Origin of the sequence: Staphylococcus sp. T93, from assembly GCF_016743875.1 — a bacterium.
Taxonomy (GTDB): Bacteria; Bacillota; Bacilli; order Staphylococcales; family Staphylococcaceae; genus Staphylococcus; species Staphylococcus aureus.
The window spans coordinates 2,458,397-2,471,145 of the sequence record NZ_CP068247.1 but is presented as its reverse complement, the minus strand read 5'-3'; the positions used below and the strand labels follow the sequence as shown (position 1 = coordinate 2,471,145).

Below are 12,749 nucleotides of genomic sequence, written 5' to 3'. Positions count from 1 at the left end.
TAAGATTGGAAGGTCATCTTGCCTTTCAATCTTATCATTGGAGGAGTGGTTAAATGAAAACAATACATTTGTTTCGCATCTACCACTCTTTTTTATTGAAAAAGTGGTATTTGATTATCTATTTACTATTTATATTAGCGGCACTCCTTATTACATTAACGACAATCCAACATGTAACAGAAGATGACAATCATTTTAATATAGGTGTCGTAGATAAAGATCAATCAAGTGAAACGAAATTAATCTTAAACTCTATTGGTAAAGGGAGTAACCTAGGAAAAAACGTGAGCATTAAAGCATATGATGATAAGCAAGCACATACTTTGTTAAAAAAACATAAACTTCAAGGCTATTTTGTTTTTGATAAAGGTATGACCAAGGCATTTTATAAACAAGGCGAACTACCAATTTCAGTATATACATATGATCAACAATCCATGAAAAGTGTCGTGCTATCTCAGCTAACAGATTCTGTTTACCAACGTCTTATGCGATCAATGGGTGGCATCTTAGCTTTTCAAGACTTAGCACCGAAAGCATCACATTCTGACAGTATCAATGTTATGACTGATTTGCTGATTACAGGATTAAACCGTTCAGGTGCATTTAACTTAGAACCGATTCATTTATACGATACGGGCAGTTATTATGCAATTACAGGATTTTTAACAACGGTATTCATCTTTGCACTATCTTTATTTACAGTTTTGAAAATGAATCAAGATACTGTATTGAAAGCGCGATTGAAAATGTTTCATTTTTCTAAAGAGCGTTTATTAATCATTCGTACGTTGATTACATGGTTTTATACTATGTTATGGAGTATCGTTGGTGTAGTTTGGATTGTGTTCAGTATTCCGAATATCTTTGAATTATATAATTGGCCAACGTTAGCCATTCATTTAAGCTATTATGTTACCTTTTTAATACTGTGGTTATTACTCATCGAACTTTTAACAACAGGCTTGTTGAATAGTATTAGTAAAGTCATATTAGCTATTGTCATCCTGGTGTTATCTGGTTTAACAATACCTACGATTTTTTTACAACATATAGCAAATGGTGTTTTCAATATTCAACCGTTCGCAGTTGTAACAAATCAATTGTTAGAAATTATTTTAAACAACTACATTTTAGAACTGCACCCTAGTTTCTATCTTAGCTTCATCGCACTTTTGATAATTAATTTAGCTGTATTGGTTTGGAGGTATCGTCAATGAAGCCTTATATACAACTTGTTGTGTTCAAGCAATGGTTACAATACATCTTGCTCGTAACAACCATTGTCATCGCACTCGTACTTATTGGTATCGGTTACCGTGTAGCACATGACAACTTCAAAATACCGATTACCATTCAAGATTTAGACCAAACCACTGCATCAAAATCATTCGTCAATAAAATTAAACAATCTGACTATGTAACTATTAAAAAAGTCGATGAAGATGAAAGCTATATTGAAGATGATGTTACTAAAAAGGAAGCTATTTTAAGTATGCAAATTCCTAAAGGTTTCTCTCAAAAATTAAAAGAGAACCGTTTAAAAGAAACGATACAGTTATATGGTAGAGATGACTTTATAGGTGGTATTGCTGTAGAAATTGTTAGTAGTTCATTATATGAGCAGCAAATTCCTAACATTATTTATGAACACCTTGAGGATATGAAACAGCATCAATCCATCGATGCTATCAACAAGTCCTATCATAAACATACACCTGAATCTAAAATCAAATTTGTGTCGCTTACTAAACAAGCACAACACTCTATTTCAATTAGCTTAATCTTTGCGGTGATTTTATTTGTTAGCGCTGTTCAAGTAGTACTTCATTATCGTTTAAACCAACAAGCAGCATTGCAACGATTATCACAATATCATTTAAGCCGTTTCAAACTATATAGTACTTATGTAATGACACATACGATTTTGTTATTGTTGGTACTATTGGCAGTTAGTCTATATTTGTCTCAACCACTCAGCTTAATATTTTACTTAAAATCACTGTTACTTATATTGATTTATGAGATAGGTATCGTCTTTATCTTATTCCATATTCAAACAATAAGTCATCGATTATTCATGACATTTATATATGCACTTGCTATGGGTATCGTATACTTGATTATTTTCATGTAAAGGAGCGTAACTGATGATAGAAATTAATAACCTTTCAAAGCGTTACCGTAACAAACAGATTTTCAATCATTTAACTATGTCCTTTGATAGTAATCGTTTAACCGTATTACTTGGTGATAATGGTGCTGGAAAATCAACATTACTTCGTATGATTGCTGGTATTGAAAAAGCTAATGATGGAACTATCAACTATTTCGGCGAAAAATGGAATCAAAGACAAATACAAAATCACATCGGTTATGTGCCACAAGACATTGCGTTATTTGAACACATGACAGTGGCTGAAAACATTAAATTTTTTAAATCACTTTGTAAAAATCCAATTAACGATACAACTATCAACGAATATTTACAGCAATTAAACTTTGATGATACGTCTGCCAAAGTATCTACATTGTCCGGTGGGAATAAACGTAAAATTAATATATTAGTAGGTTTACTAGGTCAACCTCGAATTCTCATTTTAGATGAACCGACAGTTGGTATTGATTTAAAATCTAGACATGACATCCACCAACTACTTAACATCATGAAATCTAAATGTTTAATTATATTAACTACCCATCATTTAGATGAAGTTGAAGCACTTGCAGATGATATCAAGTTAATTGGCCAAGATCCTTTTTATCAACATGTTTTAGAGGACAAACAATGGACTTATACCTATTATTAAAACGAAAAAATCCCAAGCTGCGTATGATATCGCAACTTGGGATTTTCTGTATTATCTACTTTGCAAGTATGACGTTGGGTCTACTGCATATTGATTACCGATGCCACCAGACATACGTTGGAAGTGTACGTGAGGCGCTGTTGAATTACCCGTACTACCTGAATATGCAATTTGGTCACCAGCTTTGACTTTATCACCAGCTGAAACAGTTAAACGATTATTATGCATATACCATTGGTAGTTATTACTGTTCGCTTCTTTAATCGTTACTTGATTGCCGCCACCATAGTTACTCCAACCTGCTTGTACTACTGTACCATCAGTTAATGAGTAAACTGGTGAATTTTCAGGCATTGCATAGTCGACACCGTAATGCGCACCACCACCGTGATATTGTCCATATGGTTGTAGTTGTTTACGACTTGTTAACCAGCTTGCGTCTTTCGCATGACCACTAGCTGTCGCTTTACTTGCTGATCCACCATTTTGATTAGATGTGCCATTAGGATAATTGACCTTTCCATTACCATCATGGCTGTTATACGCTTGGTTGTTGTTACTATGTGAATAATAGCTCGCGTCTGGACCTACATTTGATTGATAACCATATTGATTAATATGCTGTTGGCTTTGACTCGCTGTGTAGTCATTGTTATCTCCTGCTGTTGCTGGATTCACATATGTTTGGCCGCTTCCATTGGCATTTGCATTTTTTGGATAACAGTTATAAAAATAATGCGTATGTCCTTGAGCATCTACGAATGTATAGCTATATTCTTTATTATCAAACATTGCTTGATTCCAGTTACCATCAGGTGTGTGATGATAATCCCCATTAGAATCAATTGTATAATAAGTACCATAAGATACGTCTTGTGATTGTGTTGACATTTGTGTATGTGCTTGTTGGGTGTTTGTCGTTTCTGCTGCATCTGCTTGATGCGCCATTGTAAATGTAGCGAAGCCCATCGTTGCAATCGCTGCTGCTGTTAATTTTTTCATGTATAAAACATCCTCCATTAAAGTTAAAGTTAGTTTTCAATTAAACTGTACTGCACATACTAAAAGAATTAGACAACTGAGTAAAGGATTTAATTCTCATTTTCCAACTATTTAATATTCCCGAAATGTTTTACTAAACTCATTACATTGTCATTACAAAATAGCCATACATTGATATTAAAATGACATCTCTCACTGCATTCGTTTAACCTTTTATAAATTTTCAAAATTAACAACTAATCGTTCGTCCATGTTCGCGATTCAACGCTAATGCATGATAGTAATCATCCATCAAATCATATCAACCAAATTCCATTATCAATCGCTATTGATTGTCATTCAACTTTCTAATAGTGATATGCTTCTCAGGCTTAAAAATCGTCATATCTTTTCTATTAATTAAATCATCTGTGAGCTTTAATGCTACTAATTCATTGCTGCCATAATACTTAATATATAACGTTCTTGTAGTTAAATTTATTACGGTCTGATACATCGTATAGTGATTGTCAGCATCATGCGGACGTACAATTCCAATCGGTATATTTACCGCATCTAATAAATAAAATGCATTCATTAAATCCATTTCTTTATCATTGTTTTGAGCAATGTTTGCTTTCATAAATGCCATTCTCACAAAGCGCTCAGTTGAAGTAAATCCACCTGGCAATCCAAATGTACCTGCTTCATTGCCTAAAGGTTCAATCGTTACACCTTCCAATAAATTTGCTGTTGCTGGATAAGGAGAAATATTGATATATTGTCTTAAATTACTATAATGCCAATTTAAGTCTGGATGATTTGTTAAGACACCAATAGGATTATCTTTTATAACCACTTCACCCTCTTTAAATGAAACTTCGACTGTATGTCCAGTTGCATCGGAAACATGATAATGCAATGGCGGAACTTCACCGATGTCATTTAAATATACAGCTACAACATGTATTTGGGATGCTTGTTGTTTCATATCTTCAATGCTTGTTGTATATCCCAAAATCCATGTCACAATTTCATTTTGCGTAATATTCATCGCGTCCGCTTTGTGTGTTGATCCATATGAACTATAACCTCGGAAATATTGTGTTGAAATGGCAACGCCATGTTCATTAACACCATCACCATAAATAAAACCTTCCATATCTGTTCCTGTGCCAATAAAGCCATATTGCGTTTGGCCTGTCGTGCCAGTGCAAGATTTCCAACGATAATTTCTAGGCGTCACTGCTGGCGAACCATCTAATGGATAATCATAATCCATCGTGCGTCCAAGAAGTACTTGATTATTTAAAGTTTGTATTGTGAATCCTGTGCACATTGTTCTCACTCCTCTGTACCTTCATTTACTTTAATCACTTTCAAATAAAGCTGTTTCACTTAAACATACTATAAAAAATCAATTATACAAGCAATTAATTGATATTCATTCTCAATAACTGTGGTATGATATGTAAGGAAATCATGACTTATGTGTGAGTGAACGATCATCTATACATCCGTTCACTTCATCTCATGACTTTCTATATTTAATTTTTACAAGGAGTGACATCTGTGAATAACACACAATCTTCACCACGCAGTAATATTATTATTGCGATTATGTTGTCTGCATTAACATATTGGTTGTTTGCACAATCATTTATTAATATAGGACCTCTCGTTGGTCAAACATATCAAACCTCTCCTGCCGTGTTAAATTTATCTATTAGTTTAACTTCCTTCGCCACAGGTATCTTCATGGTGGCTGCAGGTGATATTGCTGATAAAATAGGACAACTGAGAATGACATACATGGGTCTCATAATCAGTATGTTTGCATCTCTTCTATTAATTATATCGGACATCACTGCACTGCTCATCATCGGTAGAATTTTACAAGGTCTATCAGCAGCTATCTTGTTACCTTCAACAGTTGGCGTGTTAAATAATCAATTTAAAGGAGAACATTTAAGACGAGCGATTAGTTATCTAATGATTAGTACTGTTGGTGGCATCGGCCTAGCTGGTGTTATCGGCGGTTTAATTGCCTCAAATTTCGGATGGCAAACGAATTTCATCATTAGTATAGTCATTGCTTTCATTGCCATATTGCTTCTAAAAGGCACACCTGAAAAAGTAAGTCAACATAGCCACCGTCATCCATTCGATTACAAAGGTATGTCGATTTTCGCTGTTATGATTGGTAGCTTTACATTATTGTTAACACAAGGATTCGAACAAGGTTGGTTTAGTACATTTTCAATCATTTGTCTGAGCATTTTTATCATCACTACGTTGATATTCATCATCATCGAACGTCGACATGAAGTACCTTTTATTGATTTCTCAGTATTACGCAACCGTCCGTTCATTGGTGCATTTTTAAATAACTTTGTTTTAAATAGCGGTCTAGGCGTAACAGTGGTCTTTTTCATATATGCTCAAACACACCTTGGTTTATCAGCTGCGCAATCTGGACTTGTTACATTGCCATATGCCATTGTGGCAGTTGCGATGATTCGTTTAGGTGAAAAAGCAACATTACGTTTCGGTGGCAAATTGATGCTCATCATTGGTCCGTTGTTCCCTGTCATCGGCATCACTATTATTAGCATGACTCAATTATTGGCATCACAATATGTCATTGCAGTTATCATTGGTTTCGTCATATGTGCGATAGGTAATGGTTTAGTCGCAACACCTGGACTTACGATTGCAATTTTCAGTATGCCTAATGAAAAAGTTGGTTTAGCTACAGGATTATATAAAATGAGTGGTACATTAGGTGACTCCTTTGGTATAGCACTAAGTACTACAGTTTTCAGTATGTTACAACTAAACTATGCACCAAGTGTAGCTGCAACCGTAACATTTATAGTCAGCATTGTATTGATGATCCTTGGCTCATTGTCTGCATACATGATCATTCCAAAAACAGTTAAATCTTAAATATAATAGAAGAATTATGTTTCGAAATATCTTTATCACTTTAAAATGATATACAAGAAATCCAAGAAAAATAAGCGAACTGAATAAATAAAGATTCAATTAACGCATCAGTATTAGGATTCACTCTAAAACGATTAATAGTTTTATAAGAAGGTGTTTGATCTTGAGCTAACCACATCATTCGAATACTGTCATGAAGTAATTTCTCTATTCTACGACCAGAAAATACAGATTGAGTATATGCATATAAGATGATTTTTAACATCATCTTTGGATGATAGGATGTTGCGCCACGATGATGTCTGAATTCATCGAATTTGCTATCAGGTATCGTTTCAACAATTTCATTAACATGTCGCGAAATATCATTTTGAGGAATTCTAACAGAAGTTTTTATTGGTAGTGTAAGTTGGGCAAAGTGTCTTATTTTTTTAAAGTATTTCAAAGTAAAATTACATGTTAATACGTAGTATTAATGGCGAGACTCCTGAGGGAGCAGTGCCAGTCGAAGACCGAGGCTGAGACGGCACCCTAGGAAAGCGAAGCCATTCAATACGAAGTATTGTATAAATAGAGAACAGCAGTAAGATATTTTCTAATTGAAAATTATCTTACTGCTGTTTTTTAGGGATTTATGTCCCAGCCTCTTACTCTAATTATATTCACTATCAATTAGACAAAATGGCCATTTTCAAATATCACGCGTTGTTTCTGACCTTGAATATATTTATTATAATTCTCTTTTTGAAAATCAGTTAACATTAATTTAGATGTACCGTATTTTAACACTTTTTGCATTGTTTCTATTCTCATTTTTCTAAATAACCATCCATCTTTTAACACAATACGATTAACAGCATCATATGATAATTCTACTGTTTCTTTAATTTCAAATGTCTTGAATGAAATAATCGTGCACATTAAAAACGTATCACCAAAGTAATAAACATCTAAATCATCACGTTTATGTTGTCCAACTAACAAACGACCATATTCGAACTCTTTTTCTGGATATTTCAATTCTAAAAAACTAATAATCTCTTCTTCTTTTAATTTGAATTGCATTTAAAAACATCCTCTCTTAAGTTTTAACAAGCCTTAATTAAAAATTTTTTCAATCACATAGTTCAATATACATCATTTCGTTATGTTTTTTAATACTTTGTTCAAAAACAAATATTTTATTCTTTAAAATAATGACTTTTGTATTTTTAATCACAATAAACATTTTAAAATTCTTGTTATCATAATCATTAAAAGGTATTAACCTTAATAATATATTCTCTCGTCTCAACCTTAATCGTATACTTCAGACGTCTGTTTGTAGACAATAAAAGTCATTCACGTCTTCATATGTCATCAAATGTTTATCATGATATGATGAATATAATAATCGGGTATATAACTGTATGATTAATTACACAATAAAGAGAAGGAATATAATATGAAAAAAGTGTCAATTAAAGATGTTGCTAGAGAAGCTGGTGTATCAGTTACAACTGTGTCACATATTTTAAATCATAATGATAGTCGTTTTTCCGCAACAACGATAAAAAACGTACATGCTGTTTCAGAACGTTTAGGCTATGCCCCTAATAAACATGCAAAACAATTGCGCGGCAGTAAAATTCAAACTATTGGCGTCATTTTGCCTAGCTTAACAAATCCGTTTTTCTCAGCACTGATGCAAAGTATTCATGACCATAAACCATCTGATGTTGATTTATGCTTTTTAACATCTACAGCAACTGATTTGTATGACAATATTAAACATTTAATTGATCGAGGTATTGACGGATTAATTATCGCACAATACATATCATCCCCGGACGCCCTAAATAACTATCTAAAGAAACATCATGTACCTTATGTCGTACTGGATCAAAATGACCATCAAGGCTATACAGATTTTGTTCGGACAAATGAATATCAAGGTGGACAACTTGCAGCACAACATTTAATAGAACTCGGTCACAACCATATGATAATTGTTGCACCATATGACATGATGGCGAATATGTCGACTCGTGTCGCTGGATTTGTCGATACTTTGCGCGCGAATCAATTGCCAGAACCACAAATCGTCCATACTGAATTATCTAAGCGCGGTGGGCTAACCATTGTTGATGACATCATGGTTCAATCTGCCACTGCAATCTTCGCTATTAACGATGAACTCGCTATTGGCATTTTACGAGGACTAATTGAACATGGCATCAGTATCCCGAAAGATATCTCATTAATAGGTTATGACGACATTGATTATGCAGCGTACGTCTCGCCACCTTTAACTACTGTGGCACAACCTATAACTGATATTGGCAAAACATCTTTAACCTTATTACTTCAACGATTACAGCACTTAGATAAATCCATTGATATGATTGAATTACCAACGACTTTAAAAATTCGTGCAACAACTGGCTATCATCTTTCAAACTAACTACGTATCTTCCGAAATATACTCATCATTGTTAGGCCCTTAGCGTTGCTTTAATGCTGAGGGTTTTTAATCATAATTATTTTACTAAGAAATTAAAATAATAATGTATGAATTTTTAAATATGATTTAAACGTTTTCAGTTTTTATGAAAACGCATGCATTTTACAAATAAAAATGGTACGATGGCACTGGTAAAACGTTTTACTAAAAACAAATCATGAGGTGTATAACATGAGCATTGTTGCATTACTTATCGGGTTAGGCCCCTTAATTGGCTGGGGCTTCTTCCCAACAGTCGCTTCAAAGTTTGGTGGTAAACCTGTACATCAAATTATCGGTGCTACTGTAGGTACGTTAATCTTCGCTATTTTATTAGCCGTAGTCACATCAAGTGGCTTCCCTACTGGAACCAATTTGCTATTCGCCTTATTATCAGGTGCAGGATGGGGATTCGGACAAATCATTACATTTAAAGCGTTCGAATTAGTCGGCTCATCTCGTGCCATGCCAGTCACAACAGCATTCCAATTATTAGGCGCATCTTTATGGGGTGTCTTTGCATTAGGAAATTGGCCAGGCATTGGTCATAAAATCATTGGATTTACAGCTTTAGTCGTTATTCTAATTGGAGCGCGTATGACAGTTTGGAGTGAACGCAAAGAAGCAAGTAACGCCAAAAATTTACGTCGTGCAGTGGTACTTCTGTTAATTGGTGAATTTGGATACTGGTTATATTCAGCTGCACCGCAAGCAACTTCTATTGATGGCCTAACTGCCTTTTTACCTCAAGCAATGGGTATGGTAATTGTTGCAGTCATTTATGGCTTTATGAATATGAAAGCAGAGAATCCATTCCGTAATAAAATTACGTGGTTACAAATTATTTCAGGTTTCTTCTTTGCATTTGGTGCTTTAACATATCTTATTTCAGCACAACCTAATATGAATGGTTTAGCAACTGGATTTATTCTTTCTCAAACATCCGTTGTGCTTGCTACATTAACTGGTATTTATTTCTTAAAACAACATAAAACGTCAAAAGAAATGGTTATTACAATCATCGGCTTAGTACTCATTTTAGTAGCCGCTTCTGTTACAGTATTTATAAAATAAGGAGTGTAGATGTCATGAAAAAATCAGCTGTTTTAAATGAACATATTTCAAAAGCAATCGCGACAATTGGTCATTTTGATTTATTAACGATTAATGACGCTGGCATGCCAATTCCAAATGATCATCGTCGTATCGACCTAGCTGTAACTAAAAACTTACCACGCTTTATTGATGTCTTAGCTACAGTGTTAGAAGAAATGGAAATCCAAAAAATATACTTAGCAGAAGAAATAAAAGAACATAACCCTACACAATTGCAACAAATTAAACAATTGATTTCATCGGAAATCGAAATCATTTTCATTCCTCACGAAGAAATGAAAAGTAACTTAGCTCACCCATTAAATAAAGGTAATATTCGTACTGGTGAAACAACGCCCTACTCTAATATTGCATTAGAATCGAATGTTACTTTTTAAAAGTTATAACTTGAAAGGAGCGTACACATGACCAACAAAGTTGTTATTTTAGGTTCAACGAATGTCGATCAATTTTTAACAGTTGAAAGATATGCACAACCAGGCGAAACATTACATGTTGAAGAAGCACAAAAAGCATTCGGCGGAGGTAAAGGTGCCAACCAGGCTATTGCCACTGCACGCATGCAAGCAGACACAACATTTATTACTAAAATTGGCACTGATGGCGTTGCTGATTTCATCTTAGAAGATTTTAAAGTAGCTCATATTGATACATCATATATTATCAAAACAGCTGAAGCAAAAACGGGCCAAGCCTTTATCACTGTGAATGCAGAAGGACAAAACACCATCTATGTTTATGGTGGTGCGAATATGACGATGACACCTGAAGATGTTATTAACGCAAAAGACGCTATAATCAATGCAGACTTTGTCGTTGCACAATTAGAAGTACCCATCCCGGCTATTATATCTGCATTTGAAATTGCCAAGGCACATGGTGTGACGACAGTATTAAATCCTGCACCAGCGAAAGCATTACCTAATGAATTATTATCATTAATCGATATTATTGTGCCAAACGAAACAGAAGCCGAATTGTTATCTGGGATTAAAGTAACTAATGAACAATCTATGAAAGACAATGCCAATTACTTTTTATCTATAGGCATTAAGACTGTTTTGATTACGCTAGGTAAGCAAGGTACATATTTTGCTACTAAAAATCAAAGCCAACACATCGAAGCTTATAAAGTAAATGCGATTGATACAACTGCTGCAGGCGACACATTTATTGGTGCATTTGTCAGTCGCTTAAACAAGTCGCAAGATAACTTAGCAGATGCTATTGATTTTGGTAATAAAGCGAGCTCACTCACTGTACAAAAACACGGCGCGCAAGCATCTATTCCTCTACTAGAAGAAGTAAATCAAGTTTAAATGAATCAAACACAGCTATGATATGAAGGTTTAGCATATAACATGCAACATTCGTATATCATGGCTGTGCTTTTTTATCTTTATAAAACATCATCTATTAGAAATAATTTTCCACTAAACCTATGCTTGTTGACTCATGTTTAGTTATAAATGAAGTGACAATTTTTTGTAATCTTTTTAACTTCCAAATTATCGCATATAAATATGCTATATTAATGATAATAATTATCAATTAAAAGGAGGTTATGCTATGTCTAAAGAAGCTGGTCATACATTTTTAGCTAAATTAGGAAAAACTCGTCTACGCCCCGGTGGTAAAGAAGCAACAGATTGGTTAATACAACAAGGGGCATTTTCACAAGATAAACAAGTGTTAGAAGTGGCATGTAATATGTGCACAACATCTATTTATCTAGCTCATACATATGGCTGTCACATTCAAGGCGTTGATATAAATAAGAAAGCATTAGAAAAAGCACAGGAAAACATTTCAGCAGCAGGTCTTGAATCATATATTCAAGTTCAACAAGCGAATGCTGTTAAATTGCCCTTTGATGACAATCAATTCGATATCGTTTTAAATGAAGCAATGTTAACAATGTTACCCATCGCCATAAAGGAAAAAGCATTACGCGAGTACTACCGAGTCTTAAAGCCTGGGGGTATCTTGTTAACACATGATATTGTCATCGTTAATGAATCACATGCCACACATGTTGTTAAATCATTATCTGCAGCAATTAATGTCAATGTCTCACCGCAGACGAAACTTGGCTGGTTAGATTTATATAATCAAGCTGGTTTTAATCATGTGCATTATCATACTGGTCCAATGAGTTTAATGACACCAAAAGGTTTAATTTATGACGAAGGTATTGTTGGAACTATAAAGATTATCAACAATGCTTTGAAAAAAGAAAATCGACCAATGTTTTGTAAAATGTTTAAAACGATGACTAAATTGCGTAAAGATATGAATTATATTACTTTTGTCGCTAAAAAAGAGCACTAAATATAATGCCACTAACTGTACTTTGTATCTATGTTTGACTATCACTTTAATTTCTTTGTGACACTAATCATCTACTTAAC

At 34.1% G+C, this 12,749-nt stretch carries 14 protein-coding genes and 1 pseudogene; 9 read left to right on the top strand and 6 right to left on the bottom strand.

What is annotated here, in order from left to right; genetic code table 11:
* Positions 1-53 precede the first annotated feature (53 nt).
* Genes JG553_RS12055 through JG553_RS12045 form a run of 3 tightly spaced genes read left to right on the top strand, consistent with a single transcriptional unit; the run spans position 54 to position 2,810 of the window.
* Positions 54-1,220 (top strand): ABC transporter permease, encoded by a 1,167-nt coding sequence (locus tag JG553_RS12055; RefSeq protein ID WP_000848764.1) that lies wholly within the window; start codon positions 54-56, stop codon positions 1,218-1,220.
* Positions 1,217-2,137 (top strand): ABC transporter permease, encoded by a 921-nt coding sequence (locus tag JG553_RS12050; RefSeq protein ID WP_000806113.1) that lies wholly within the window; start codon positions 1,217-1,219, stop codon positions 2,135-2,137. The genes JG553_RS12055 and JG553_RS12050 overlap by 4 nt, the downstream gene beginning before the upstream one ends.
* 13 nt (positions 2,138-2,150) lie before the next feature.
* Positions 2,151-2,810, top strand: a complete 660-nt coding sequence (locus JG553_RS12045) for an ABC transporter ATP-binding protein (protein WP_000570071.1) — start codon at positions 2,151-2,153, stop codon at positions 2,808-2,810.
* A gap of 51 nt (positions 2,811-2,861) precedes the next feature.
* Here JG553_RS12045 and lytM read toward each other — a convergent pair whose 3' ends face one another.
* Positions 2,862-3,812, bottom strand: a complete 951-nt coding sequence (gene lytM / locus JG553_RS12040; protein WP_000736798.1) for a glycine-glycine endopeptidase LytM — start codon at positions 3,810-3,812, stop codon at positions 2,862-2,864.
* A 325-nt stretch (positions 3,813-4,137) separates the two neighbouring features.
* Complete coding sequence (locus JG553_RS12035) at positions 4,138-5,130, bottom strand: choloylglycine hydrolase family protein (RefSeq protein WP_000337361.1); 993 nt, start codon at positions 5,128-5,130, stop codon at positions 4,138-4,140.
* 233 nt (positions 5,131-5,363) lie between these two features.
* On the opposite strand from JG553_RS12035, the gene JG553_RS12030 reads away from it, so the two are divergent.
* On the top strand, positions 5,364-6,740 hold the full coding sequence (locus tag JG553_RS12030; RefSeq protein ID WP_001066544.1) for an MFS transporter: 1,377 nt from the start codon (positions 5,364-5,366) through the stop codon (positions 6,738-6,740).
* A gap of 76 nt (positions 6,741-6,816) precedes the next feature.
* Here JG553_RS12030 and JG553_RS12025 read toward each other — a convergent pair.
* The 3 genes and pseudogenes from JG553_RS12025 to JG553_RS12015 all read right to left on the bottom strand — a co-directional run.
* Positions 6,817-7,167, bottom strand: a pseudogene (locus tag JG553_RS12025) (IS1182 family transposase); the annotation flags it as partial.
* A gap of 245 nt (positions 7,168-7,412) precedes the next feature.
* Positions 7,413-7,805: a hypothetical protein gene (locus JG553_RS12020; RefSeq protein ID WP_001159765.1), complete on the bottom strand. Its 393-nt coding sequence runs from the start codon at positions 7,803-7,805 to the stop codon at positions 7,413-7,415.
* Between the two features lie 49 nt (positions 7,806-7,854).
* Positions 7,855-8,034 (bottom strand): NADH dehydrogenase, encoded by a 180-nt coding sequence (locus tag JG553_RS12015; RefSeq protein WP_001791651.1) that lies wholly within the window; start codon positions 8,032-8,034, stop codon positions 7,855-7,857.
* A gap of 150 nt (positions 8,035-8,184) precedes the next feature.
* On the opposite strand from JG553_RS12015, the gene rbsR reads away from it, so the two are divergent.
* From rbsR to rbsK, 4 genes are all read left to right on the top strand, one after another.
* Positions 8,185-9,183: a ribose utilization transcriptional repressor RbsR gene (gene rbsR, locus JG553_RS12010; RefSeq protein WP_000757880.1), complete on the top strand. Its 999-nt coding sequence runs from the start codon at positions 8,185-8,187 to the stop codon at positions 9,181-9,183.
* A 231-nt stretch (positions 9,184-9,414) separates the two neighbouring features.
* Entirely contained in the window at positions 9,415-10,296 is an 882-nt protein-coding gene (gene rbsU, locus JG553_RS12005) for a ribose/proton symporter RbsU (RefSeq protein WP_000029212.1), read from the top strand.
* A gap of 14 nt (positions 10,297-10,310) precedes the next feature.
* A complete protein-coding gene (rbsD, locus tag JG553_RS12000) occupies positions 10,311-10,715 on the top strand; it encodes a D-ribose pyranase (RefSeq protein WP_000747873.1) in 405 nt (134 codons plus the stop codon).
* A 27-nt stretch (positions 10,716-10,742) separates the two neighbouring features.
* A complete protein-coding gene (rbsK, locus tag JG553_RS11995) occupies positions 10,743-11,657 on the top strand; it encodes a ribokinase (protein WP_000182751.1) in 915 nt (304 codons plus the stop codon).
* Positions 11,658-11,754: 97 nt separating this feature from the next.
* Here rbsK and JG553_RS11990 read toward each other — a convergent pair whose 3' ends face one another.
* Positions 11,755-11,889: a hypothetical protein gene (locus JG553_RS11990; protein ID WP_001789860.1), complete on the bottom strand. Its 135-nt coding sequence runs from the start codon at positions 11,887-11,889 to the stop codon at positions 11,755-11,757.
* A gap of 18 nt (positions 11,890-11,907) precedes the next feature.
* On the opposite strand from JG553_RS11990, the gene JG553_RS11985 reads away from it, so the two are divergent.
* Positions 11,908-12,669 (top strand): class I SAM-dependent methyltransferase, encoded by a 762-nt coding sequence (locus JG553_RS11985; protein ID WP_000031268.1) that lies wholly within the window; start codon positions 11,908-11,910, stop codon positions 12,667-12,669.
* Positions 12,670-12,749 lie beyond the last annotated feature (80 nt).